We start from the raw sequence: 24,901 nt of genomic DNA, 5'->3' as shown, positions 1-24,901 counted from the left end.
ATGAAGGTGTTTAAAATTGCCATATATTCTTTTTTAATTTCAGGTTCTCTCTGGAGCTGCATTCCTTCATACAGTGCATATCCAAAGGAGTATAACCAAGCAAAAGCTGATTTCAAAAAGCAAAAAGCTTTTGTGGTGAATAAGGATCTTGAGGAAGAATTTAAAATTTTAAAACATTCTGATATTTATGAAATTGTAGAAGACAGTACTAATGTAGCTAAGATCACACTGCATCCGATGTTAACCCATACTCCTCCTTGCGGAAACCCAATGATTGGAAGTATGCTCACCGTTGGATTATTGCCTTCAGGATTTCCATATGATATTTCTTATAGTTATGATGTAGCTGAGAACAGTACAACGAAAAATTATCAATACAAATTACAAGTTTATCAAAGCCTTTGGCTGTTTAATATATTCAGACTGGGGAGAACTTTTACAAAACAGTCAGGGAAAGCTTTATTAGGCAACTACATTGCTTCCAATAAATAAAAACCCGTTATATATTTTTTTCAAATAAAGAAAATATGAACAAGAAAATTCAATTATTATCCATATTATTTTTAGGGTTCTCGTCGGTGGCGTTTTCCCAGATCAAGGAGGAAAAATTGGTTCTTAATAAGAAGAGAGAGCCGGAAGTGAAGAAGATTGAGAAGAAGAAAACTTCTGTGGAAACCATCAAAAATTATCCGCCGGAAGAGAAATCGCAGACTCCTGTGAAGTATAACATCACGGATGTTCCTGCCGTTTCAGACTTCAAAACTTCTACCATTCAAGGGGAAGATGTGGCTCCAAAATTTGACGGAACGGCTCAGAATAACTATTTCCAGTTTGGAATGGGTAATTACGGGAAAGTTCTGGTAGACGGAAACGTTTCAAAAACCCTTGAAAATAAGCTTGAAGTAGGAGCAGATGTTCATGTTCTTTCCACGAACGGTCTTAAAAAAGATTACGACTGGAAATCCGGGCAGACTTCTGCTAATATCGGAGCTTTCTTAAACTCTTATGGTGAAAAAGGGAAGTTTAACCTTAATGCTGAATATGGTTTAGACAGCTATAACTATTATGGAATCTATGCTATGCAGCCTACCGGTGAGCTTGATCTGAAACAAAAAGTAAATCAGTTTAAAGTAAACGGATACTATGATTTTTATTCCAATGAAATCTTAAATGATGTAAGGGTAAAATCATCATTCCTGAAAGATCATTTTGATGCTTCGGAAAACCAGGTTTCCATCCTTGCCAATTTCTCTAAACATGCTGTTGAATTAGGAAAATCAGGAATCAACCTGAATGCAGATCTTGGAGTAGATTTAGATGCGGTGAAGACAGATTTTGCGATCAGAGATAAAAATTCTTCCAATTTCTTCAATACCAGCCTGACTCCGAAAGTGACGTTCAGAAAAGGAGATTCTTATTTGATGTTAGGATCTTCATTCTCTTTCCTGAATGCTAAAAACTCAGCGGAACTGGTTTCTCAGCAGAAAAACAATAAAACCTATTGGTTCCCGCAAGCGGAGTTCCAGTTTGCTGCCGCTAAAGAATTTAAATTCTACGGAGGGGTAGACGGAGGTCTGAAGCTGAATACTTATGGAGATATGTTGCAGACGAATCCATTCATCCTTTCTGACCAGTTTTTAAAGCCAACAGAGACGAAATATCATTTTTATGTAGGATTGAGAGGAGATATCGATGAAACGTTGAAATACGACTTCTCTGCAGGTTATGGAAAGATGAGAGATATTATGTTCTTTAAAGCCAATGGCCTTTTTGATAACACATCTGTTAACCGTTCTGCATATAATTTTGCTAATACATTCTCTGCTGTGTATGATGATGGAAATGTAAGCGATATTAAAGGTAGCGTACAGTATTTCCCATTGGCTAACCTTATTTTAGATGGAGAATTAAGATTTACAAAGTATGATCTTAAGAACTACGACAATATTTATAACATTCCTTTATTCAATGCGAGTATCGGGGCAAAATATACAATGCTTGACAAGAAATTATTGTTAGGATTCAAAGGGATCTTTGCAAGTGACAGAACTACAAACTCTTATGCGATTGAAGGAGTCGGTGCTCCGAATGTAATTTTCCAATCTACGGAGAATACAAACGATAAAGTGGGTGGTTACGCTGATTTAAATCTTTCTGCAGAGTATAAAATTCACAAAAATTTCAGTATTTTCGCACTCGGAAATAATCTTCTGAGCTCAAAATACCAGACGTACAAAGGATATAAAGTCCTGGGTGCACAGATTTTGGGAGGAGTGAAAATTACTTTCTAAAAGGTAGATTATAGGATAGAATTAAAAGGCTCAACACCTATTACCTAATTCCTATTATCTGCTACCTGGAATAGGCTGCATAGTTTAATGGATAGAACTTCGGATTTCGGCTCCGACAGTGAGGGTTCGAATCCTTCTGCGGTCACAAAGCTCCTTTTTTAGGAGCTTTTTTGTATTATACTCCGAAACACACCCCTACTTAATATTTTAATATAGATACACTCCGAATTATGGGGCTTTTTGCTAATCCAGCCTGTTACTATTTTTATTGCCATTCTTCTGTCGTTATCTGTAATTCCTTTCTCTTTCATAGATTTACCATCTCAACAGCACCCAGAAACATCAAACAATATAGAGAAATAGTACAAACAAAATTTACACAACTATAATTTATATCTACAGAAATGTTTTGTTATTGTTAGTGTATCATTATAAATTGCACCATATAACAACTCATTTTTTATTTGAGTTTTCATGGTTATTAGTTTTTTTTATCCTCGGAGAGATCTGGGGATTTTTTTATGGATATTTTTCAATATAGAATTAGACGTTTCTGTAATGTATTGTCAGATCAGTGTAGAAATTAACAAGAGAACTTCTGTTATTTATATTATCTTTAAGGGTGTCTCATAGGTTCAGAATGGAAATATGTTTCATCACTATAATTATATCAAAATCAATATTTTTAAATTATTATGTCCATTTTGATGGTATCTGTGTCGTATGCTACAGCGTATTGATAAGGTATCTGTAGCGTATATTATTTCTTTATTTCAGATTAAAATAAGATCAATTTTACCACTCAATTCCAATGAGGTGAAAATGTATTGTAAGAACAGCAGTTATAAGATTAAAAAGGCATCAGGTATGCTTCTTTATAATGAAGATTATATTTTATTTTTGGTTTTGTACTGTATAATTTTTGCTTTACACCTTGTTTTTATTCACAGAAATACAATTATTGAGGGTGAAAAAATTAAAAAAAACTTAAAATTTCATCCTGTTTTTTAATTCGTTTATTCTTATCATTTTTCTTTTCTGATGTATAAATCACAAATAAGTGAAAATAATAAATTAAACATATTGTTTTTGGTGTTGTTTAATTGTTCAAACATTCTTATTGGTCTTTTAGGTGGTGCTGCGTAGAACTCTCTCAATTTGTTTGAGTTATATTTGAATGGGGGATTGTTCTTCCTCTTGAGTTTCTTTGTTTTTATAATTAAACACTAATGTAAATATAGCGTAGTGTGCCTGTTTATAGGGCTTCATGACATTACGATCATAAATAAAAAAATCCCCACCCAATGGTAATACGTTCTTTTGCGATCCGGAAAACGCTTTTGCATGGGATTTAATTTTTTATACCTTTGACCCGTTCTCATAAATAAATAGAAATAAATATGAGATCAAAATTGAAAAGAAATAATCAATTGAACTAAAAAACTAATTAATCCATAATACAGATATTTTCTTTGTTTTACTATTAATTGTAATTAGTCATCTGACTATCTCTGCTCATTAATTTTAACTAATAAAAATTTAATTTAACCATGAAAAAAACGTTATTTGTACTTTCTGCACTTTTTTTATTTTCTTGTAATGGGAATGATGACATTTTAAGCAATTCTCCTGCAGACAAAAATATAGAAAGTAGCACGAAAGCAAATATGTTCACAGCGGGAACAAAAATTGGAAATGACATCGAATTGAAAGATATTACCGATATCGCTCCAATAAAAAGTGAATCACCTAACTACGCTTTTGAATTTACTAAGCAGCTAGATTTTGGTGGTAATGAAAAGAAAACAAGTGTTTTGACCGGAGTAGATGAAGCAGGCAAAATATATTATTCAACACAGAATGACGGTGTTGCTGATTTTATTGTTCAGCCTGTAGTAGAAGGTGATTACTCAGATGTTTTATATCTGGATGGAGATGGAAATAAAATGTACAGACTTAAATTATCTATGAATGCTACTAAAACTGGAGTAGATATCGTATTTTTAGAGTCGTATACAAAAACGGATGCTGCCCTTGCACGTCAGAAGTGGAGTCAATGTTTCTCAGCTAGCGCAGGTTCTGCTCTAGGAGTAAGTGGAGCAGTTGTCTCTGGCTTTACAGGTCCTTGGGGAGTAGCAGGTTGGTATGCAGGTATTGCAGCTTATTGTGCATTAGTATAATCATTATAAACTATAAATTATGAAAAAAGGAAATTTAATAGTATTCATTACATTTTTTATTTTGGGATTATCTGTTTTCTATTTTTTAGGGGATAGCAATATTAATGGAACTAGTTCTTACAATATCTATATATTAGTATTTGCGCTCGTTGCTTTAGTCCCTTTAATTAAATTCTTATTTCCAGTAACTAAGAAAATGGGTATTGGAACTCCGTATTTTTTTTCTAATTTATTTAAAAGTATTTTTCCTAAAAAATAAAAGAATACTATTATCATATTAAAAAAGAAGGCGCTGAAAATTTTCAGTGCTTTTTTTATATCTAAGATTTTAAAGCTTTCTTATAGTATTTGTTTATTTCTGCAATTAATATTTACATTATTATAGTGTAATGTTTACGAACTAAATTGTTCAATGCATTCATTTTTAAATAGTTTTGATACCTAATTCAAAGAAAACAATACGATTTAAATTAGAATGAAGACAAAAGAAATTATTGGAATTCTCTTAGGTGGTTTTAGCCTATTTCCAGCACAAACAACTACAGCAATTACTAAAGCATTTAACGATCCTGCCATAGGAAATGTAGTGAATAACTATAGTGTCAATGGAGTAGTAGATCACACTGCAATTGGAAATAATGCCACTTTCAATAATACAAATTTAACACAAGGGCCTTTAAGTATTACATCTTATACTGCAGTAACACCAACAGAACTTATAACCTATCCTGGATCAACAATAAAAATGAATAGTTTGGGAAATACTGTATTTTATAAATCAACGGATTCAAAACTTGAAATAACTGGAATAGTAACTTCACAGGCGACACTAAATTTTAATTCTGATAACGGAACCTTTATAACATATCCTACTGCTTATGGATCTACAATAACAGACACCGCGGCTGGAAAATTCTCATCATCATTAGCATCCGGACTTTTTAAAGGAACAATTACAACTTCAGGCGATGCTTACGGAACATTAATGATAGGATCACAAGTGTATAATAATGTTTTGAGAGTCAGATCAGTGCAAAATCTCAATTTATATTCTTCTTTTGATACTTCTTATTTAGTACCCCTTGGAGTCATTACAAATGTTACCTATTCTTATTATGATGGTAGCCATAAGTTTCCTTTATTAAGCTCTACCAGTGGAGTTGTTAATATTCCATTGTTTAATATTAGCCAGTCAGTTGATTATACGCAGGTGCTAGGTGAAGTTTATTTATCTACTGCCAATTTTACGCTAAAGGAAGATTTTAAAATCTATCCTAATCCAGCACATGATGTTATTCATTTGGCTGGAAAAATAAGAACACAATCTTCTGTGAACATTTATACCGCTGAGGGAAAATTAGTGAAAAGGTTTAATAATACTCCTGATAAAATTGATATATCAGCGCTTCCAAGAGCCTGCTATTTTATTGAAGTTTCCAATAAAGATGGGAAATCAGAAAAGTTAAAGTTGATCAAAGAATAAGACTTTACAATAGTATAAAATAATAACAGTTTTAAAAATAAAGCAATTATGTCAATTAAATTAGGTGATATTGCCCCAAATTTTCAGGCTGATTCGTCTGGTGGTAAAATAGATTTCTATAATTACCTTGGGGATTCATGGGGAATTTTGTTTTCTCACCCTGCAGATTACACCCCTGTATGTACTACGGAGCTGGGAATGACAGCAAAGTTGCAATCAGAATTTACTAAACGAAATACCAAAATGATTGCACTAAGTGTTGATAGAGCAGAGGATCATCAGAATTGGATAAAAGACATTAATGAAACGCAAATGACTTGTGTTCAGTTTCCCATCATTGCTGACCATAATCTTACTGTTTCAAAGCTTTATGATTTTATTCATCCCAAAGCATCCACAACAGCAACAGTTCGTTCTTTGTTGATACTTGATCCCAATAAGATTATTCGTTTAATTATTACTTACCCAGCATCTACAGGACGGAATTTTGATGAAATAATTCGTGTTTTAGATTCTTTACAGTTAGTGGATAGATATACGATCGCAACTCCTGTAAATTGGAAAGATGGTGATGATGTAATTATTCCTCCCACCATTTCTACAGAGGATGCCCGAAAATTATATCCAAAAGGAGTTAGAGAAATTAAGCCTTATTTAAGATATACGCCACATCCTGATAAATAATAGACTACTGCTAAGGGAACTGGATGTAAAGATCAATTAAAAAACACATCTCATTATGAATAGAAAAAAAATACTTTTATTAAGTCTGCTATGTGGATTGACGGTTTCATGTAACAAATCAGAAAATAAAGAGGCTCAATCAAAGATTTCTTCTCATGTAATGACAAAAGAACAACAGAATAAGTTAACCGGTGAAGAGGTTCTGAAAGATTTTATTGAAGGAAATAAAAGATTCCAAGATGGAACTATAACGATGAGAGATCATACGAGGCAAACAAGAATGCTTGTGACAGGTCAGTATCCGAAAGCTGTAGTTATAAGTTGCTTAGATAGCCGTGTACCTGTGGAAGATATTTTTGATCAGGGGTTAGGAGATGTTTTTGTTGGAAGAGTAGCTGGAAATTTTGTGGATGAAGATTTATTGGGAAGTATCGAGTTTGCCTGTAAAGTAGCAGGAGCGAAACTTGTCCTGGTAATGGGGCATCAACATTGTGGAGCTATAAAAGGCGCAATTGACGATGTTAAGTTGGGTAATATAACAGCGATGCTTTCCAAAATAAAACCAGCAGTAAATATAAGTCAAAATTATACAGGAAAGAAAAGCTCAAAAAACGATGATTTTGTAAAATTCGTTTCTGAAAATAATGTCAGAATAGCACTCAGGGATATAAGAACAAGAAGTCCAATCCTTAAGGAAATGGAAGATAAAGGACAGATAAAAATTATGGGAGCGTTTTATAGGATTACTGATGGAACATTGGAGTTTATAAAATAATTCAGTCTGCTAATTTGTTAAATTAGATTGTAAGTGGTTTTTTTATCTATTTGAAGAGATTATTAATGAGATGTTTCGCCCTAAAATAGTTTGACATAAAATTAGACAATATTTAATCCGGAGAATCATTTAGTTTCTTCGGATTTTTTATTAAACTCTTATGACAATTTAATATTTACAAAGTGATCCTTTGTTAGCTACAATTAAGTAGTATTATTATGTTGGGCCAACGATTTATATCTACAGAATATTTTTTTTGAATATAGTTGAATATCATACTTTTACAAAATAAGAATTCATCTTTATAATTTTTATACCAAGATAAAAACAAGATAATTGTTGGTATATTGAAAATACAGATTAATTCTCATGTTGTATCTAAAAAGACAGTATTAGTACTCACTCACAGCATATATGCAATACAGCTTTAGATATAAAACCAAATAAATACAAATACATGATGAAAAATAAGTCAATTACTTCTATTAATGTGCAGACAAATGGAGATGAAAAAATATAAAGCATCAATGGATGCAAGCACCCACTTTTCTCTATTTTGAAGAAGAAAAATCATAAATCTTATTTCCCCTTTCTTTATCGGCCTCAGATACCTCCCTCTATTCGCGTTTTAAGAACATATCTGAGGCAAGGGGATAAGAGAGTGGGATAAGATGAAAAAAAATAAAATAGTATTTGGTTTTAGGGAGAACTGGCTATGTAAACTCAGTAATGAATAAGTATAGCCAGCTTCATAAATATACTAAGATATCATCCCGATTTTTGTTTGTAATAATAGAATAGTTAAATAACGATACAGAAGAAATCAATCTTGGTACTGAAAATGAAAAGTCCTATAAAGGCAAGCTGAAGATGGTTATGTTTTTTCAAGTGCTGTTCAGTTTTTTGGTTTTTTTTATGTTTTCCGGTATTAATATGTAAGAAGCAATAATGCTACATAATTTTAAAAATTTAAATAATGAAAAAACCAGCAATTTTATTAGGAGCTCTGACTTTAGGAGCGTTTACATTAGGAACAAATATAGCTTTTGCTAGTGTGAAATCAATGGAAATACATTCTACAGAAGCGGCTTGTGGAGGTAAAACAGAAAAAAGTGCTGAAGCTAAATGTGGAGGTAAAAAAACTTCTGAAGGAAAATGCGGAGGTAAAAAAACAGAAGCCAAAACTAAAGAAGGGAAATGTGGTGAAGGAAAGTGTGGTGAAGGGAAATGTGGAGGTAAAAAAACTAAGAATGAAACAAAAAAAACAAAAAAAACAACATCATCTAAATAATTTTTTTGGAATCGGCAGACTTGTACAATAGGTCTGTCGATTTTTTTTAAGTAGATAGACTTAAGTAAAATATAAAATTATGGTAGGAATTGGATATAGAAAAGAATTCTCGAAAGCATTTTTGAATACGGATGTTTTGCGACCTGATTTTGTAGAAGTAGCACCTGAAAACTGGTTAGGAGTCGGAGGATATTGGAAACAGGAATTAAAGCAGGTCCTGGAAAAATACCCGCTTTATTGTCATGGACTATCTCTTTCTATAGGCAGTCCGGAAGGAGTTGATAAGGATTTTGTGAAAAAGGTAAAGCAGTTTTTGGAAGACACTCAAGCTGTACTTTATTCCGAACATCTTACTTTCTCTAAAGTGGATAATGCCCATTTGTACGACTTATTGCCTATCCCTTTTACCCAAGAAGCAATAGAGCGGGTTTCTGAAAACATTCTTCAGGTTCAGGATATTTTGAAAAGGCCATTGATTTTGGAAAATGGAAGTTATTATACTGTTTTAGAAGCTGAAATGTCAGAAGAAGATTTCATCAATGAAATTGTAAACAGAACTGGCTGCGAATTGTTACTGGATGTGAACAATGTATTTGTTAATGCGTTCAATCATACGTATGATGCGAAGAAATTTATCCAAAAAATACCCTTAGATAAGGTGAAATATATCCATATGGCAGGTCACTATCAAGTGAATGAATATTTAATTATAGATACTCACGGAGGAGATATCATTGATCCTGTGTATGACTTATTTGGATGGACTATAGGGCAAATAAATAAAGATGTACCTGTTCTTTTGGAAAGAGACTTTAATATTCCGGAACTGGAGAATTTACAACATGAAATTGATATGCTGAGAGTAATAAAAAATGACATTCTAAAACCTCAATATACTGCTATAAATGCACAATAAAACATTTTCCCTTCAAACGGATCTTGCCTTGTATTGCAGAACCGGCTTAGATGAACCACAAACCAGTATTCAGGAGCATACATTTCATTACAGAAGGCTGGTATATAATGTGATAAAAGATACATTGAAAAGAGCATTTCCTATGACAAGGAAATTAATAGGTAAAAGAAGATGGAAAAAAATGGTATCATATTTTTTTGAACACCACAAATGTCAAACTCCTCAGGTGTGGAAACTTCCACAGGAGTTTTCAGATTATTATCAGCAGCACAATTTCCCTTTTAAGAAAAGGTTTGCTTTCCTTGCTGCGCTTCTACAGTATGAATGGCTGGAGATTGAAGTTTTTATGATGGAGGATTTACCCATTGATGAATTCAGCATAGAAAAAAGAATGCAGGAAGATGAAATTATTCCCAATCCGGAAATTAAGATTTTATCTACAGAATATCCTATTCATTTAAAAAATGTGAAAGAAATTACAGAAGAAGACAGAGGTCAGTATTTTGTATCTGTCCATCGGGACTTTTATACCAAACAAATACATTTCAACGATCTCTCTTATCCTTTTGTGGAAATTATTTTAAAAGCTAACGAAGGCTGTTTTAGCAGAAAAGATTTCATAGAATTGCTTGCCAAGTACGATAATGACGGAGAAAAAGTGATGAAATTATATCATGATTTTGAACAGTTTGCATTACAGAATACACTTTTTTTAGGATATCGGAATAAGTAGCATTTAATTTAATAAAGAAGTGTTGTCATCTTCTATTCTAAACATTATTATATCAAATCAATGAAAAAAATACAAGAAATAATTAACAGGTCTTATAAAATACAAGATTTTGTTTTATTGGCTTTACGACTGGTGCTGGCATACGGTTTTTTTAATCCGGCAATGATGAAGGTAAAGGATATTGGTAGTATTGCAGCTTGGTTTAAGAGTATTAATATTCCCTTACCTTTATTAAATGCCTATTTAGCAACTGGAACAGAACTTTTAGGAGTGATTCTGTTGACCTTAGGTCTGCTTACCAGATGGATTTCAATTCCCTTGATTATTACGATGATTGTAGCCATTGTTACCGTACATTGGGAAAATGGTTTTGATGCGGGAGACAATGGATTTGAAATTCCGTTATATTATATTCTGATGCTCCTTGCGCTTTTATCTTTTGGTGCTGGAAAATACAGTTTGGATCAACTTTTTAAATTAAATAGGATTAAAAATTAAATTTATTTTCTTTAGATTTCTTAAAAGTTCAATTGAGAAATTTTAAGAGCTAAAAAATAGAGTTAATTGATAAGTTTATATATCTGCTTCTTACATTGGTAATCTGAATAGATGCATCATAAGGTAATTTTTTTCTGATTCTGGAAATGAAAACATCTAAACTACGACCATTAAAAAAGCCATCTTCACCCCATATTTGTTGTAATGTATATGATTATCAATAATTTCATTCTTATGTTCCAACAGTAGTTTTAAAACCTCAGCTTCTCTGTAGGTAATATTAAAAATAAGATCATCGTATTGTAAGGTTTATTTGGTATAGTTGAAGCAGTAAATTCCAATATTGAATTTACTTTCATCCACTTTTTGATCAATACGGTTTAATGTATGAATACGCACAATAAGCTCTTCCATACTGAATAGTTTTTTCAAATAGTCATTTCTTCCACACTGAAAGCCATTAAAGATATCTTGTACCTGAGATTTGGCAGTTAAAAAATGATAGGTGTGAGCTGGTCTGTTTTTCGGATTTCGGATGCCAGTGAAACCCAATCTTTCTTACGCATCATAACATCCAAAACAATAGTGTCCGGCTTTTTATTAATATAATGATCATAAGCTTGCTGGCTGTTATTATAATGTGTAACTGAGAAATTTATGATTTCCAGGCTTTCTCTCAAAATGAATATACCAAAAAATCATGAGTTCAATATGGTATATCCTGCTCCTGCTGTGGACTACCTTAATGTAAAAGTATCATCTGATAAAAAAGTAAAAGCAGTATCCGTTGTTAATACGATGGGTAGGGAAGTATTCCACACTGAGCAGATTTCTTTAGAAGGACAAAGTGTAAAAATTGATGTGCAAAAGCTTATGACCGGAAACTATATTGTGAATGTCATGTTTACCGATGGCAGCCAATCATCTGCTAAATTCCTTAAAAAATAGGATTTATTTTAGAATTAATTTCATATTTATCAACTGTATGTGGATGGCTGTTATAGCCATCCATTTTTTTGTAGAGAAATATTTATTAATGACAGCTGCATGTTGATAGCAGTATAATTTTTATTCATATTCTTAAAATGAATAAAAACTACATGCTTGACTGTTTATTCTTACAGCGTTGTTTTTTGATGGATTATTAAATCCCATATTTTTGAAATATTATTACTTGCCGCATGCAAAACAGTATTAATACAACTAAAAACAATTTAGAATTTTAATCACATGAAAAAAATAATTATTAACGTAATGCTTTGTGGTATGGGCCTTCAGTTAGTGGGCGCACAACAAGTAAATGTAAATTGTCCGGAAGGAGCAGCATTACAAAAGCAAAAAGATGCTGTTGTTAAATTCTCATGGAACTCCGTGGGAAGTTTGATCAATAATGGAGATGGTAAAATTTACTTATTAACTTCCCGTACTGCAATGAATGACTATATTATGGGACAGAATATTGAGACAGATTTGACATTTGGGGCAGAAAATACAACATGTACAGGAGGTGTTATCAATCCTCCTGTTAAGGCTTCGGTTATCATAAAGCCAGTTGCGAGAAGTTATCAGGAACCTTATAATTATGCCGTTGCGGAAGTTATCACTGATTTATCCACTATTCCAGGCTTGGATTTATCAAAAATTTATCTCAATGGATGGGATCGCCAGGATACAGCTCCTCAATCAGGGGCATACATAGGTTTTCCAAATTATAATGATACAAAGAAAATAGGAACATTTAATAAGTTACAAGCTCCAGTAATTTATGATAACAGTAAAAAACTGATTGTGACACTTATACCAACAGTTAGTGGATACCAAGGAGCTAGTAATACTTCCGGTTCACCGATATTTGATGAGAACAAAAGAACAAAGGCTGTAGTATATAATTCACAAGGCCAGACTCTGAACCCTTCTTATACACAAAAAGAGGCTGTTAGCATTACATTAGCAGGAGCTTGGCAACATGGAGAAAGTATTAATGAGTATTTAGTAGGCAAAACATTGCAGTCCGCACTGGATCCTAATAATACCAGCTTAGAATATACCAATGGTATTGAACTTACTGAAATGCGTAGAATTGTTAATGGTCCTAAATATTTAATCAATAAAAAATCTGGTTATGTATTTACCATTAACACCAATGGTGATTTGATTCAAAAATCAACCTCTGGTGGATCTAACACATTCACTATAAGCACAGATATGTACGGCTATTATAAATTTAAAAGCCAGTCCAATAATGTTGTAATTGGAAGTATAGGGACTAATGCCGGGAGTAAAATTACCGCGGGGCAGAATATAGCTTATCCAAATGATACTAATCAAAGATTTCGAATATTGCCAACAGGTTCATGGGATGGAACTTACTATATTCAGGATGTAAGATCTGGCTTAAATCTTACAATAGAAGGCTCATCCAATGACTATGGCGCCAAAATCGTTTTAGGAACTAAGTCTGGAGCAGCTTACGAAGAGTGGTTTTTAGGAGATGCACCTGGATATGCTTCAAGAAATTCTGTTTCTCAAAATGCAGATAGCTCAAAATCAATTAGCTCTATCTCAGTATATCCTGCTCCTGCTGTGGACTACCTGAATGTAAAAGTATCATCTGATAAAAAAGTAAAAGCAGTATCCGTTGTTAATACGATGGGTAGGGAAGTATTCCACACTGAGCAGATTTCTTTAGAAGGACAAAGTGTAAAAATTAATGTGCAGAAATTGATGACCGGAAACTATATGGTAAATGTTGTATTTACCGATGGCAGCCAATCATCCGCTAAATTCCTTAAAAAATAGGACTATTTTAGAATCAACTTCATATTTATCAACTGTATGTGGATGGCTGTTATGGCCATCCATTTTTTTGTAGAGAAATATTTATTAATGACAGCTGCATGTTGATAGCAGTGTAATTTTTATTCATATTCTTAAAATGAATAAAAACTACATGCTTGACTGTTTATTCTTACAGCGTTGTTTTTTGATGGATTATTAAATCATTTAATTTTGAAAATTATTATGTTATTAAGTAATAAGGCAACTGTAATTAAATATTGTGCAATGGGCTGGCCTTCTTGAAAGATATTTATTGGGACATGTTCTCGGATTTTCCAATTGAGATTTTCTATTCAATTGGTTATATAAATAAATCCAAGGATTTACAATGGGAATTCAAAAATACTGTAAGTTGAGTTCTGTCGTTTCTCCAGGCTTGTATTGCATAAGCGCATTTACTTTTTTATTTTTAATAAATAACATAATCCGATGGTTGTGAGTGTGTTGAAAAAAAATAAAAATTTTTTGTCAGGATTTCAAAATTCTATCGACTACAATAATGTAAATATCAGTATTAAGAAATAAGTACAAAAAATGAAAACGAAAACAAATGTATTTTTAGACTTTGATAATACCCAATTTGATGGTCATCTACATAATGCGATCATGAAATATACAAATAAGTATCAAGATAATGATCTTCCTGGATTAGCAAAAGATCAGTTAATGAAAGAGCTTATGGGTAAAGATCCCCTTACACCAAGTTCCAAGTATGCTGTACAGGCTGCATTGATAAATGCTAAAAATGCCGCTAAAGAAGAAGCGGAAAAAACTGGAAAGCCTGAAAAAACATTTAACTTTTTTGATGCAAAGGGTTTGAATGAATTTGTTAAAAAAAGTAAAAATCAAGGTGTTGATGTTGTTGTATTAACTGCCTCTCTTTTTCCGGGTGCAATTAAAGCAGTATATGAAACAAGGGGTTTAACTGACTTAAACAATATTCCAATGATTGCTGTTCCTATTAGTAAGGATAGGATTGTAATGGCTAAAAGTAAGGATGCGGAAATAAAAAAATATGAAAAAGCACAAAAATCAAGTATTGAAGAATTGAGTACTGTTCATAATATTTTTGTTGATGATAGTAAGGAAAATATTGAAGTATTTACCAAAAGTAGAAACCCGAATAATATCGGGATTTTAGCAACGAAAGGAATTGATTTGGAAAAGCTTACTACTGAAGTTGAAAAAACGCTTATCCAACAAGTAGCGAAATCTGAACAAAGTAAGGGTAAGAAAAATGCGTCATCTATAGAAAGTATATATGCCAATGCGGGAGAAGACATATATTCAAATGCAGGTGAAGGTCTTTATGCAAACGCATATGAAGTTAGATCAGGTAAAAATAAAATTGACCTTTCAAGATTTACAGAAACTCAGAATAAACCTGAAGTCGCACCAAAACTTCCTCCAAAATCACCAAAACTTCCTGCCAGAGCTCCTAAAGTCGAGTCTGAGGTAGCTCCTGCACTTCCTCCTAAAGGACCAAAACTGCGTTAAAAATATTGAATAATAAAGACACAGACAAAAAATATACTATAGATAGGATACTTCTATATAATCTACCGCTTATTTATATACTCACAAGAGTGAATTGTAAGCTGAGAAAAATAGATTGTTTCCCAAGTGATTTTTTGTAATGATAAAGAACTTTTTCGAATAAAATAAACACAACTTGTATGGAATATAAAACGCCAAAAACATTGGAAAGGACGCCTTTAATCTTTGGTTATCCTGTAATTACCGCTATGATAGTTGTTATATGTTTAATGCTATTCCTTTTTATTGTATTTAAGAAGGTATTATTATCATTAGTGTTTTTAGTAATTCCTGTTATTTATTTATACATAATAAAAAAGTATCCTAGAAAAGGAGAATTTAAAGAGTTTTTTTTTGATTTTAAGATGGGAGTACAATGTATCAGATTTGATGAGAAATTGGAAAATTTGATTAGTATAAAATCAAAAGACAGCAAAGGATTTAAGAAAAATAGTAACTGAGGTATTACAAATCATTAATTGATCTGAATAGAGTCATTGAGCTTATATTCAATACCTTATTTGTCAAAAATTTTATGGAATAGCATCATTCTACGGGATGCTGGTGACAAAAAAACAGGAATACTAAATTTTCAACAGATATTCCGGATACAGATCAACATAAACAAATAAAATTAAAATTTAGTTTAAAAAAAATATAATAGTATGAAAAATTTGAAATTTAATAGAAGGAATTTTATTGCATTATTATTGCCAATGGGGAGTTTATTATACGCCCAAACAGGAGGAGGTGCAGGAACAATTGATACGAAAATTGCTGGGTGGACACAGACTCTTAAAACTTCGTTGAACGCTGGTGTTGCTGCTTTTGCAATTGTTGGTGCTTTTCTGATATTTGTTCAATATATGCAAGGTAATGAACAGGCTCAAAAGAATTTTGTCCGTTTTGTAATAGGTTTAGCTATTTTCGGCTTGGTTGATGTCATTACTCATGTATTCATCTAATATAGAGTTTTTTAAATAGTATTGTTAGATTTAAGCTATATGTACTAAGTAGTCTATATAGCTTTTTTCTAAAATTAACACGATCTATCTCTGTGAGACTTTTTACAATGTAAAATTATTCAACATCATCTTGTCAATTACTTTTTCTTAAAATTTTGCTTGTGGCATGTATTCTCATACTATGCCCATCAAGAACACCTTTAATTTAACTATGGAATTTAAATCTTTTCTTACCTCTTCAAATATTGAAGAAGAAAGAGTGAAGTTTGCTTCAATGGAAGCAGAAAATAAAGCATTAGATAATGATATCAGGTGTATAAAGTGCAAAAGTAACCAAAATGTTAAGCTTGCTTTACTATCAGAAAATGGGGATGAAAGGCAATCTTTCTTATGCGAAAATTGTAGAAAAGCTTCTTTTAAAGTTAAAATATTCAGATAGAGGGCTTTTATCTGTATCATAATTTATCAATATAAAAAAACAATGGATTTAAAAAAATTACGTGAAATTCCTTCTACTTATTCTTTAATTAAAAAGGCTTTATTTCTTAGCTTTTTTATCACAGTAATAGCGATTGTTTCTAGTGGAATCTGGGCTGTTTATGTAAGTAAAGTTTTTACTAAAAAGATATATGTTCTAACTGAAAAAGGGCAAGCTGCAATTGCAAATTCTATGAATAATGATCAGGACTATGAAAATTATAGATTACCTGAGATTAAAAATCATATTAAAGTATTTCATCGATTATTTTTTGGCTATGATCAATTTAGCTATGATAAGAATATTAATGAAGCACTTTATCTGATCGGAAACTCTGGTAAACAATTGTACTTATCTCTTAAAGCAAACGGACATTTTGCGAGGATACAATCTCAAAATTTAGTTCAAAAACTAGATATAGATTCTATAAAAGTTAATGATAAAGAATATCCTTATCACGCATCTGTTTATGGGAAACTCAGTGTTTCCAGAGTTGACCAGAATGTGAGTACAAAAAATCTGTTCTATGCTTCATTTGATTTATATAATGTGGCAAGAACTGAAAATAATCCTCATGGTTTACTTATTGAAAACTATCTATTCAAAAGTAAAGGATTCGAAGAGGCTTCAGCTCATGATGCTGGCAATAATGTACAAGAGGAAACCCCTCTTAATACAGAGGATAACTGATACAGTATAGTATGCTGAAATCCTTTTTGATGAATAAGTACTGGTAGATAATTTGGAATTCCGACAATTGGATTCCATAGTAATTTGTATATAATGAAAAATGATAAATATTCTTTAGATATTTTAATTATATTCTCTTTTTTAGTAAGTATACTATTGGTTTTAGTAGATATTTATTATTCTAAATATAGTTATGTAGCGCAGAGAAACTTGGGTAACGAATATATCAATATATTCATCATAAAGTTATTTAAAACTTTCCCCCTCATTAAGAATCCTTTATTATTAAGGGCTTTAAGCCTTACTATTGTTACCTTTTGTTGCTTTGGTTTTGAAGTTAAGAGAGAGGTAGGAGAAAATTCTTCTTTTATGAAGAATATTATAGTAGCAGGGATATCTCTTATTATTTTCTTAAGCGTATCGGTTTTGAAGATCGAGATTATATCTTATACTATTATATCTTTTACGTCTTATATTATTTATATCGTTGGATTTTTAAAACTCAGAAAATTCTTCAATTTTTATGATAAGAAGGATGAATTTAATGACAAGAATCTAATTTTTGAACAAGAGAAAGTCGTTAAGAAAAACCCTTATTCTGTGAATTTTAAAACAGAAAATGGGGTGATTAATGTAGTAAATCCTTTTAGGGCCACGATGGTTTTGGGAACTCCGGGATCAGGAAAGTCTTACTCTGTGGTTGAAGAGTATATCCGACAGCATATTCAAAAGCAGTTTTCAATGATGGTGTATGATTTCAAATTTCCTGCACTGGCAAAAGAAACATTTGCTTTTTATGAATATTATAAAGAAAAATACAACATTCAACCTCGTTTTTGTGTAGTTTCTTTAGATGATTTGGAGAAATCCAATTTTGTGAATCCTCTGGATCCTCAACTGATAAGGAAAGCAGCAGATGCCATTGAAGCATCACAAACCATCTTATTTAATTTGAATAAAGAATGGATTACAGAAAAAGACTTTTTTGCTCAATCTGCTATTTCCTATTTCGCAGCCTGTATTTATTTTTTGAGAATTTATGAAGATGGGAAGTTTTGTACGTTGCCTCATGCCATATCTTTAGCTTCTTTGCCGGATGAAAAAGTATTTAAAGTTTTTGGGAAATACTCAGAACTAAGGTTCTTTATGACTCCTTTTGCAGATGCTTTGGCAAAGCAGGCTTATGAGCAGCTTTCAGGTCAGACGGCTTCTGCGAGAATACCTCTGTCTCAGTTGGCAACAAAGGAATTGTTTTGGGTAATGGGAAATAATGTTTTCCCTGAAGAGAATATTTCATTAAGTATCAATAATCCGGAAAGTCCATGCATATTAATTATTGCTAACTCACCAAGTACCCAAACCACTAATTCTCCTGCTTTAGGGCTTGTGGTTACCCAACTTCTAAAAGAAATTAATCAGCAAGGAAGGCAGCCTTGTTCGGTCATATTGGATGAGTTACCAACCATGTATTTTATGGGGTTAGATAACCTGATTGCAACGGCGAGATCCAATAAAGTTTCTACAACCATTGGAATGCAGGATCTTGAACAGCTGAAGAGAGATTACGGTGATAAAGTAGCTGAAACCATATTTAATATCGTAGGAAATATTTTCAGCGGTTCGGTAAGAAGTGAGACGGCAAACAAGCTTCAGGAAATATTTGGAAAGAAAAAACAAAAATTAAAAAACGTAACAATAGATACCAATAATTCATATTCTATCAATGAGAATTTGGAGTATGCCATTCCGGTATCTACTATATCTCAGCTTTCTCAGGGAGAGTTTGTAGGGGTTGTTGCTGATAATTTCGGAGAAGAAATCAACAGAAAGATTTTTAGGGGAAAAATAGAAGTAGAGAAGCGTACAGATCAGATCAAGAAGGAGATCCCAACAATCATAGAAGGAGAAATGATCAATGAGGTTCTGAATGGAAATTTTGAAAGAATTGTAAAAGAGGTAGATATTCTTATTGAAAACGAATTATATAGAATTTCCCAGGAGGAAGAAGCAGATATGGCCAGTGAGCCACTGTCAGATATAGCCACTCAGGAGGATTGATTTTTTGTAATTGAAATAAATGTATAATGATGGTAACTTCTTATGTATAGAGTATTTAGCGGAAAAAACAGGTTACTTCCTGTGTATGTTGTTTTTCTTATAGTATTTACCTGTCAAAAAATAAAATCACAAAAGATGATACCACCGGTGGAATCCTATGACAAAATTGTTTCATCCCATTACGGATATCGAAAACATCCTATTGATGGAGTAATTAAAAAGCATCAAGGTGTTGATTTTTCTGTACCTACAGGAACTGCTGTTTTTTCTACCTATTACGGTATCGTATTAAGTTCAACATACGAAAGAGGATATGGAAATACAATTTTAATTGATAACCAAGGAGGTTTTAGAACCAGATATGGACATTTAATGGCCCTATTTGTTGGAAAAGGTGAATATGTAAAGCCTGGACAACTGATAGGATTAAGTGGGAATACAGGACATTCTACAGGACCCCATCTACATTATGAAATAATAGTTGAAGGTAAAAGAATAGACCCTTTATTGTTTCTGAATATTATGTGTAATAATAGTTTATAAAATATGTTTGCAAATCTAGACAAGAAAAAAAAGATCATCATTGGGGTTGTTTTTGTGGCTGCCTTAGGGATTCTTATTTTGATTATGAGCCTCATACTCTTCCCAAAAATGAAGGAGTCCAATGATAAATTGATTTTAACTCCCAATGTAGATGAGAAACAGCTTGAAGAAAAATCAAAATTAGAAATTTATAATCAGGATGAAAGGGATTTAAAGAAGTATTTTTCAAAAGATGGAAAGTATGGTATAGATACCGAATTTCCGGAAGATGAAAAATTATTGCAGGAACAAATGCAGAATTTTGATGGGCAGAGTGAAGAAAATGACTATGCCAAACGGCAGGAACGTTACATGAAAGCTTTATCTAAAATTTCTTCACAAGAAAGGAGCTATCCTTCCAATTCTGGTTATGGTTCAGGCTATGGTTCTGATTCTGAAAATAGTTTGAACAAAATATTTGAGCTTCAGAATAAGATTCGTTCAGGATTAGCGGAAAACGCAGTCTCTGGCAATTCTGTAGATTCTGTTAATACTTCAAAAAACAGAGAAAATAAAAAGAATCTGGCTAAAAATGATAATAGAGATCAAAAGAATTTTTTCCAGGGAACAACAGCAGGAAGTAATAAGAAGGTTTTACAGCTGATTCCTTCAGAAACTATAGAGCAGAAGAGAATATTAGACAAAAGTATTATTCCTATCAGAATAAAAGAAGATATGAGGCTTACAGATGTCCCGGGTGGACTGGTAATTCCTAAGAATACAATTGTTTATGGAAGAATATCTTTAGGCGAAGACCGTATTAATATTGATATTGAAAGTTATAAAAAAGATAATGTTCTTTATCTGTTAAACTTTAGAGTTTACGACTATGATGGAAGAGAAGGTATTCATATGAATAATCATTCCTGGCTTAAAATACCATCAACAGTTTCGAAAGATGTTTTTGATTACGCCATTGAAAGAGGAACAAATGCAAACGGTTCTATTTTAGGAGGTAATAATACTGGGATTGATTTAAAAGAGGCCAGAAACCTGGCAATTTTATCAGCTGGGAAAGAAATCAGCAAAGAAGTATTTGAGAAAAAAAGAGTGTTTTTACCTAAAAAATACCAATTATGGATCAATATAAGAGCATCCAATAATAACTCTGTTTCTAATTAGAGAAGTCTTATAAAATGGTATTAAGAATTATTTCCTAAGATTATGAAAGATATAGATATCAAAAAAATATTTAACATATTAGCCGTAGATGATGATTTGCTAATTAGTAAAAAAGGAGATGTTGGCCTGGTCTATAAGGTTATGCTTCCTCAGATATATTCGCTTGATAGCGAGCAGATTGAGCAGATTAGTGTGATTTTCGACAAAGTAATCAGATCTTTACCTGCCGGAACAATTTTGCAGAAACAGGATTTCTTTTTTGTAGATTCCATCACAGAACATGTATCTGAGAGTCCTAATTTTTTATCAGCAAGTGATAACAGGTTTTTTCATGAAAAGCCGACTATGAGCCATGAGTGTTATCTTACAATCATAAAGGATTCTAAAAGTAAAGTAAGTATACTTAATAATTCCAGTCAGTATAATAAATACTTAGACGGAATAGATGATTTTATCAAGGCAGTAGAATCGAGTCTTTCATTTTTAACAAAGGAAAGCTTTTTCACTGTGGAAAGATTGAATAGTGATCAGATTATTGCTCTTTTAGGAAAATATTTATCTCTTTCGAAAGAAGGAGAGACTAACCTGAGAGATATGTTTTTTGATAGGAACTTGCAGGTAGGAAATAAATTCGCAGAATTGTATACCATTTCTTCTAATAATCAACTTCCTATTACCATTAATAGTACCATCAAAAGTATTGAATATTCTACTCCTAAAACTGATTTCAGAATTCCTTTTATACAGCCGGTATCTACAGGGCTGGATGTAAACCATATCTACAATCAGGTCATTTTTATTGAGGATTCAGAAAAAGTTTTTTCTTCCCTGAAGACCAAAATGAATCAATTTAAAAGTATGGCGATACTTTCAAGAGAAAATCAGGTTACTTACCAACAGGTAGAAGATCTGGTAGAAGATGTTTTGGAACGGGAATTAACATTTATTTATCAGCACTTTAGTGTGATCGTCTGGAATGTTTCGCAGAAGAAATTAGAGAATGACGTCAACTTATTAGAAAATGCTTTCAGGGATTTAGGAATTACGCCTTATCAGGTTAAGTATGCCTTAAAGGAATTGTATATGAATAATTGTCCTGGGGCACCTGCTTATATTTCAGAGAATCATAAATTTATTGGTATATCCGAGCAAACCTCTTCATTATTGAATTTTGAGTCCTATTACGAGAGTAATAAAGACGGAATTCTTTTCTGTGACCGTAAAAATGAATCTCCTTTACGTCTTGACTTATGGGACGAACCTGTTAAAAAGGGAATCATTGTGAACAGAAATAGATTAATTTTCGGGCCTTCAGGAACCGGGAAGTCATTTTTGATCAATCATATTGCGAGTCAGTATTATGAGCAAGGTCACCATATTGTAATGATAGATATAGGAAACTCCTATAAAAAGCTATGTGAATTGGTGGAGGGTGTTTACTTTACGTATGACTTAAATTCACCTTTACAATTTAATCCTTTCTATTACTATGACGAAGATGAAATTAACATAGATAAGAAAACCTTCCTGCTTTCACTGATCTTTTTCTTATGGAAAGGAGAAGAAGGAGCTTCCAGAGAAGAAAAACAAATACTGTCCAGCTATCTGGATCTTTATTACGAACATGTCGTCAAAAATGGTATTTTTCCTTGTATGTCTACTTTCTATGAGTTTATATCAGAAAATACAGCTGTTGAAGAAGAATCAAGTTATTTTGATAAAGTCAGCTTTAAACTCTCTCTCAAAGATTTTTATGACGGACATTATAAAGATATACTCAATGCAGCAGAACCTGCGAACCTGATTCATGAGCGTTTTATTGTATTCGAAATGGACAATATCAAAGACCATCCTATACTATTCCCTTTAGTTACCATGTTGTGTATTAATCTGGTGATGACTAAGATTCAGAAGATTCCCGGAGAGAAAAAATCAATATTTATAGATGAGTGTTGGAAACCTATTTCTAAAGGTGAAATGGCGGAGTTTATTAAATACTTGTATAAGACCGTTCGTAAGTTTTATGGAGAAGTTGCTATTGCAACTCAGGATTTGGAAGATATTTTAGATACTGCTGCGGGCCCTGCCATGGTAAATAATACAGACACCTTGATTATGCTCTCCCATAAAAAGAAAATGGCATCTAAAGATAAGTTTTCCAAATATTTGTCACTCAGTGAATCTGATCTTCAAAAACTTTACTCTACAGACAAAGGAGAAGTATATGTTAAAGTAGGAAGTATGTCTAATGTATATAAAGTCAAAGTATCCCCCGAAAGATATGCATGTTATTCTTCCAATGCTGATGAAAACAAAATAATCAGGGGTATATACGAAGCAAAAGGAAACATGTCTGTGGCTATTAATGATTTTATTGATTTAAATTCTCAAAAGAAATGAAAAAACACATTGTATTATTTATTCTATTTTTTATGTGCTCTCAGGGATCTTTCGCCCAGGAAATATTGGAGCCTTTATCTCAACGCCAGGCAATTGAAGTTTCAGATGTGAAAACAACACACATTATTTTTGATGAAAAAATAAAGTATGTGGATGTGGGATCTACTTATTTCGTTGCAGATACCATTGGAAATATGCTAAAATTAAAGCATACGGGGGAAGAGCTGAATGATCCGAAAAGCCAACAGGCAAATCTTACGGTTATTAACGGTAAAGGAAGCTATTATTCTATTGATATGGGGTACAACAGAGACCCGAATATTACAACGTATAAGGCAGTGGAAACCCTTACTAAGATAGATTATTTTGCAAAGGAAAATATCAACAAAATTGAAAAGGAAGAAAGAACAGCACAAGATCTTCAGGAATTGTGTATGTTATCTGAAAATGCTCCTTCTACCGTAAAAATTAAAGATAATAATGATGGATTGAACCTGACTTTAAATGGAATCTATTACAGAAATTTTCAGAATAAAATTGTCTTACGCGTAGAAATCTATAATACCTCTAAAATCACTCTGGATATAGACCAGATTCTTTTCAGATCAAAACTTAAAAATAATAATGCGGCAAAGAAAGATTATGTATATCAGGAGAGAATACTGACACCGGTAAAATCCTGTGGCGACCAGCGAAATATAAAATTGGGTGAAACAAGAGTTCTTACCTTCATCTTTGATAAGTTCACCTTAAACGAAGATGAGATATTGAGTCTTGAAGTAGGGGAGCATGCCGGAGGCAGAAGCGTAAATATCCGCATTCCCAGAAAGAAGCTTTTATTTCCGGAATACATATAAATATATTCAGTTATGAAATATCTGATTCTGTTATTCCTGTTTTTTTCACTACAGTATAAGGGACAGTTACCCTACATTGATCCCATAGGTTTAGTGGAGAGAATCATTGAGAAAAAAGGCACTGATGATTATGAAAAAGCTACAAAAAAAAGCTTAGATGAGCTGGCTCAGATTGAGGTTGTTAATGAAATTGAAAATTCGGCCAGAACTACGATCTCTAAAAAGGATCTTATCAACTTTTCCAAGTACTCCAACGTTTGCAAGCCTTACCTTAATCCTGTTAAAAAAAGCAAGTGCAGAAAGAAGCTGGAATATATTAAAGCCGCAAACAGCATATTAGAAGATGCATTTATAGCAGGAGTAGGAATAAAGATTAACCGCGGAAACAGAGAAAAGCTGGATGAAGGATTTATAAGTACCTTAAATTTTCTGACTAAGGAATTGGATGAAATGAAATATGAGGCGGAACAAAGCAATCTATTCTACAAATTAGGTCTTATACCTAAGTAATTTCATTTATATAA

Annotated in this window: 26 protein-coding genes and 1 tRNA gene; 25 read left to right on the top strand and 2 right to left on the bottom strand. The window is 32.4% G+C overall.

Translation table 11 applies throughout. The annotated features are described in order from the left end of the window. The 12 genes from BUE84_RS13705 to BUE84_RS13645 all read left to right on the top strand — a co-directional run bounded on the left by BUE84_RS13705 (window position 1) and on the right by BUE84_RS13645 (window position 10,851). Complete coding sequence (locus BUE84_RS13705) at window positions 1–492, top strand: hypothetical protein (protein ID WP_079242112.1); 492 nt, start codon at window positions 1–3, stop codon at window positions 490–492. Between the two features lie 35 nt (window positions 493–527). Beyond that, window positions 528–2,291, top strand: coding sequence for a TonB-dependent receptor (locus BUE84_RS13700; protein ID WP_079242111.1), 1,764 nt, complete (start codon window positions 528–530; stop codon window positions 2,289–2,291). Window positions 2,292–2,364: 73 nt separating this feature from the next. Next, window positions 2,365–2,436 (top strand) — tRNA-Arg (locus tag BUE84_RS13695). Window positions 2,437–3,841: 1,405 nt separating this feature from the next. Further along, window positions 3,842–4,471 (top strand): hypothetical protein, encoded by a 630-nt coding sequence (locus BUE84_RS13685; protein WP_079242109.1) that lies wholly within the window; start codon window positions 3,842–3,844, stop codon window positions 4,469–4,471. 19 nt (window positions 4,472–4,490) lie between these two features. After that, window positions 4,491–4,730 carry a hypothetical protein gene (locus tag BUE84_RS13680; RefSeq protein ID WP_079242108.1) on the top strand — a complete coding sequence of 80 codons (240 nt, stop codon included), beginning with the start codon at window positions 4,491–4,493 and terminating at the stop codon, window positions 4,728–4,730. 216 nt (window positions 4,731–4,946) lie between these two features. Then, a complete protein-coding gene (locus BUE84_RS13675) occupies window positions 4,947–5,954 on the top strand; it encodes a T9SS type A sorting domain-containing protein (protein ID WP_079242107.1) in 1,008 nt (335 codons plus the stop codon). Window positions 5,955–6,002: 48 nt separating this feature from the next. Next, the gene (locus tag BUE84_RS13670) at window positions 6,003–6,638 is read left to right on the top strand and encodes a peroxiredoxin (protein ID WP_079242106.1); all 636 of its coding nucleotides are present in this window, start codon (window positions 6,003–6,005) and stop codon (window positions 6,636–6,638) included. 55 nt (window positions 6,639–6,693) lie between these two features. Then, window positions 6,694–7,413, top strand: coding sequence for a carbonic anhydrase family protein (locus BUE84_RS13665; RefSeq protein ID WP_099049845.1), 720 nt, complete (start codon window positions 6,694–6,696; stop codon window positions 7,411–7,413). 976 nt (window positions 7,414–8,389) lie between these two features. Continuing rightward, window positions 8,390–8,704, top strand: a complete 315-nt coding sequence (locus BUE84_RS13660) for a hypothetical protein (RefSeq protein ID WP_079242104.1) — start codon at window positions 8,390–8,392, stop codon at window positions 8,702–8,704. 79 nt (window positions 8,705–8,783) lie between these two features. After that, a complete protein-coding gene (locus BUE84_RS13655) occupies window positions 8,784–9,620 on the top strand; it encodes a DUF692 domain-containing protein (protein ID WP_079242103.1) in 837 nt (278 codons plus the stop codon). Next, complete coding sequence (locus tag BUE84_RS13650) at window positions 9,610–10,353, top strand: DUF2063 domain-containing protein (protein ID WP_079242102.1); 744 nt, start codon at window positions 9,610–9,612, stop codon at window positions 10,351–10,353. Before BUE84_RS13655 ends, BUE84_RS13650 begins: the two co-directional genes overlap by 11 nt. Window positions 10,354–10,413: 60 nt before the next feature. Further along, complete coding sequence (locus BUE84_RS13645; RefSeq protein ID WP_079242101.1) at window positions 10,414–10,851, top strand: DoxX family protein; 438 nt, start codon at window positions 10,414–10,416, stop codon at window positions 10,849–10,851. Between the two features lie 49 nt (window positions 10,852–10,900). On the opposite strand, the gene BUE84_RS24840 is transcribed toward BUE84_RS13645, so the two are convergent. Together BUE84_RS24840 and BUE84_RS24835 are read right to left on the bottom strand one after the other, a co-directional pair. Further along, window positions 10,901–10,999 carry a hypothetical protein gene (locus BUE84_RS24840; RefSeq protein WP_238594428.1) on the bottom strand — a complete coding sequence of 33 codons (99 nt, stop codon included), beginning with the start codon at window positions 10,997–10,999 and terminating at the stop codon, window positions 10,901–10,903. 343 nt (window positions 11,000–11,342) lie between these two features. Beyond that, the gene (locus BUE84_RS24835; protein ID WP_238594260.1) at window positions 11,343–11,531 is read right to left on the bottom strand and encodes a response regulator; all 189 of its coding nucleotides are present in this window, start codon (window positions 11,529–11,531) and stop codon (window positions 11,343–11,345) included. 1 nt (window position 11,532) lies between these two features. On the opposite strand from BUE84_RS24835, the gene BUE84_RS13635 reads away from it, so the two are divergent. The 13 genes from BUE84_RS13635 to BUE84_RS13575 all read left to right on the top strand — a co-directional run bounded on the left by BUE84_RS13635 (window position 11,533) and on the right by BUE84_RS13575 (window position 24,887). Beyond that, window positions 11,533–11,799 carry a T9SS type A sorting domain-containing protein gene (locus BUE84_RS13635; RefSeq protein WP_158521366.1) on the top strand — a complete coding sequence of 89 codons (267 nt, stop codon included), beginning with the start codon at window positions 11,533–11,535 and terminating at the stop codon, window positions 11,797–11,799. Window positions 11,800–12,081: 282 nt separating this feature from the next. Next, complete coding sequence (locus BUE84_RS13630; protein ID WP_079242099.1) at window positions 12,082–13,650, top strand: T9SS type A sorting domain-containing protein; 1,569 nt, start codon at window positions 12,082–12,084, stop codon at window positions 13,648–13,650. A gap of 573 nt (window positions 13,651–14,223) precedes the next feature. Then, complete coding sequence (locus BUE84_RS13625; RefSeq protein WP_145953251.1) at window positions 14,224–15,186, top strand: hypothetical protein; 963 nt, start codon at window positions 14,224–14,226, stop codon at window positions 15,184–15,186. Between the two features lie 179 nt (window positions 15,187–15,365). After that, window positions 15,366–15,686: a hypothetical protein gene (locus BUE84_RS13620; RefSeq protein WP_079242097.1), complete on the top strand. Its 321-nt coding sequence runs from the start codon at window positions 15,366–15,368 to the stop codon at window positions 15,684–15,686. 204 nt (window positions 15,687–15,890) lie between these two features. Next, window positions 15,891–16,190, top strand: a complete 300-nt coding sequence (locus BUE84_RS13615; RefSeq protein WP_079242096.1) for a hypothetical protein — start codon at window positions 15,891–15,893, stop codon at window positions 16,188–16,190. Window positions 16,191–16,401: 211 nt separating this feature from the next. After that, window positions 16,402–16,629: a hypothetical protein gene (locus BUE84_RS13610; RefSeq protein ID WP_145953250.1), complete on the top strand. Its 228-nt coding sequence runs from the start codon at window positions 16,402–16,404 to the stop codon at window positions 16,627–16,629. A gap of 42 nt (window positions 16,630–16,671) precedes the next feature. Then, on the top strand, window positions 16,672–17,358 hold the full coding sequence (locus BUE84_RS13605) for a hypothetical protein (RefSeq protein WP_079242094.1): 687 nt from the start codon (window positions 16,672–16,674) through the stop codon (window positions 17,356–17,358). A gap of 369 nt (window positions 17,359–17,727) precedes the next feature. After that, window positions 17,728–19,416: a type IV secretory system conjugative DNA transfer family protein gene (locus BUE84_RS13600; protein WP_158521365.1), complete on the top strand. Its 1,689-nt coding sequence runs from the start codon at window positions 17,728–17,730 to the stop codon at window positions 19,414–19,416. A gap of 135 nt (window positions 19,417–19,551) precedes the next feature. After that, on the top strand, window positions 19,552–19,959 hold the full coding sequence (locus BUE84_RS13595; protein WP_158521364.1) for a M23 family metallopeptidase: 408 nt from the start codon (window positions 19,552–19,554) through the stop codon (window positions 19,957–19,959). Window positions 19,960–19,962: 3 nt separating this feature from the next. Further along, window positions 19,963–21,120, top strand: coding sequence for a conjugative transposon protein TraM (gene traM / locus BUE84_RS13590; RefSeq protein ID WP_079242091.1), 1,158 nt, complete (start codon window positions 19,963–19,965; stop codon window positions 21,118–21,120). 42 nt (window positions 21,121–21,162) lie between these two features. Next, entirely contained in the window at window positions 21,163–23,520 is a 2,358-nt protein-coding gene (locus BUE84_RS13585; RefSeq protein ID WP_079242090.1) for a TraG family conjugative transposon ATPase, read from the top strand. Beyond that, window positions 23,517–24,377, top strand: coding sequence for a DUF4138 domain-containing protein (locus BUE84_RS13580; RefSeq protein WP_079242089.1), 861 nt, complete (start codon window positions 23,517–23,519; stop codon window positions 24,375–24,377). Before BUE84_RS13585 ends, BUE84_RS13580 begins: the two co-directional genes overlap by 4 nt. Before the next feature lie 12 nt (window positions 24,378–24,389). Further along, entirely contained in the window at window positions 24,390–24,887 is a 498-nt protein-coding gene (locus tag BUE84_RS13575) for a hypothetical protein (protein WP_079242088.1), read from the top strand. The last annotated feature ends 14 nt before the right edge of the window (window positions 24,888–24,901 follow it).

This window comes from Chryseobacterium indologenes, assembly GCF_002025665.1.
Lineage (GTDB): Bacteria > Bacteroidota > Bacteroidia > Flavobacteriales > Weeksellaceae > Chryseobacterium > Chryseobacterium metallicongregator.
This window is presented reverse-complemented; position numbering and strand designations above follow the sequence as displayed.

What these genes read in the sequence shown, in the direction of transcription:
- BUE84_RS13625 (WP_145953251.1), top strand. Translation starts at nt 14,224, where the DNA reads ATGAAAACGAAAACAAATGTATTTTTAGACTTTGATAATACCCAATTT.
- BUE84_RS13575 (WP_079242088.1), top strand. Translation starts at nt 24,390, where the DNA reads ATGAAATATCTGATTCTGTTATTCCTGTTTTTTTCACTACAGTATAAG.
- BUE84_RS13580 (WP_079242089.1), top strand. Translation starts at nt 23,517, where the DNA reads ATGAAAAAACACATTGTATTATTTATTCTATTTTTTATGTGCTCTCAG.
- traM (WP_079242091.1), top strand. Translation starts at nt 19,963, where the DNA reads ATGTTTGCAAATCTAGACAAGAAAAAAAAGATCATCATTGGGGTTGTT.
- BUE84_RS13670 (WP_079242106.1), top strand. Translation starts at nt 6,003, where the DNA reads ATGTCAATTAAATTAGGTGATATTGCCCCAAATTTTCAGGCTGATTCG.
- BUE84_RS13600 (WP_158521365.1), top strand. Translation starts at nt 17,728, where the DNA reads ATGAAGAATATTATAGTAGCAGGGATATCTCTTATTATTTTCTTAAGC.
- BUE84_RS13605 (WP_079242094.1), top strand. Translation starts at nt 16,672, where the DNA reads ATGGATTTAAAAAAATTACGTGAAATTCCTTCTACTTATTCTTTAATT.
- BUE84_RS13685 (WP_079242109.1), top strand. Translation starts at nt 3,842, where the DNA reads ATGAAAAAAACGTTATTTGTACTTTCTGCACTTTTTTTATTTTCTTGT.
- BUE84_RS13645 (WP_079242101.1), top strand. Translation starts at nt 10,414, where the DNA reads ATGAAAAAAATACAAGAAATAATTAACAGGTCTTATAAAATACAAGAT.
- BUE84_RS13620 (WP_079242097.1), top strand. Translation starts at nt 15,366, where the DNA reads ATGGAATATAAAACGCCAAAAACATTGGAAAGGACGCCTTTAATCTTT.
- BUE84_RS13705 (WP_079242112.1), top strand. Translation starts at nt 1, where the DNA reads ATGAAGGTGTTTAAAATTGCCATATATTCTTTTTTAATTTCAGGTTCT.
- BUE84_RS13630 (WP_079242099.1), top strand. Translation starts at nt 12,082, where the DNA reads ATGAAAAAAATAATTATTAACGTAATGCTTTGTGGTATGGGCCTTCAG.
- BUE84_RS13665 (WP_099049845.1), top strand. Translation starts at nt 6,694, where the DNA reads ATGAATAGAAAAAAAATACTTTTATTAAGTCTGCTATGTGGATTGACG.
- BUE84_RS13680 (WP_079242108.1), top strand. Translation starts at nt 4,491, where the DNA reads ATGAAAAAAGGAAATTTAATAGTATTCATTACATTTTTTATTTTGGGA.
- BUE84_RS13650 (WP_079242102.1), top strand. Translation starts at nt 9,610, where the DNA reads ATGCACAATAAAACATTTTCCCTTCAAACGGATCTTGCCTTGTATTGC.
- BUE84_RS13660 (WP_079242104.1), top strand. Translation starts at nt 8,390, where the DNA reads ATGAAAAAACCAGCAATTTTATTAGGAGCTCTGACTTTAGGAGCGTTT.
- BUE84_RS13635 (WP_158521366.1), top strand. Translation starts at nt 11,533, where the DNA reads ATGAATATACCAAAAAATCATGAGTTCAATATGGTATATCCTGCTCCT.
- BUE84_RS13615 (WP_079242096.1), top strand. Translation starts at nt 15,891, where the DNA reads ATGAAAAATTTGAAATTTAATAGAAGGAATTTTATTGCATTATTATTG.
- BUE84_RS13585 (WP_079242090.1), top strand. Translation starts at nt 21,163, where the DNA reads ATGAAAGATATAGATATCAAAAAAATATTTAACATATTAGCCGTAGAT.
- BUE84_RS13675 (WP_079242107.1), top strand. Translation starts at nt 4,947, where the DNA reads ATGAAGACAAAAGAAATTATTGGAATTCTCTTAGGTGGTTTTAGCCTA.
- BUE84_RS13655 (WP_079242103.1), top strand. Translation starts at nt 8,784, where the DNA reads ATGGTAGGAATTGGATATAGAAAAGAATTCTCGAAAGCATTTTTGAAT.
- BUE84_RS13700 (WP_079242111.1), top strand. Translation starts at nt 528, where the DNA reads ATGAACAAGAAAATTCAATTATTATCCATATTATTTTTAGGGTTCTCG.
- BUE84_RS13595 (WP_158521364.1), top strand. Translation starts at nt 19,552, where the DNA reads ATGATACCACCGGTGGAATCCTATGACAAAATTGTTTCATCCCATTAC.
- BUE84_RS13610 (WP_145953250.1), top strand. Translation starts at nt 16,402, where the DNA reads ATGGAATTTAAATCTTTTCTTACCTCTTCAAATATTGAAGAAGAAAGA.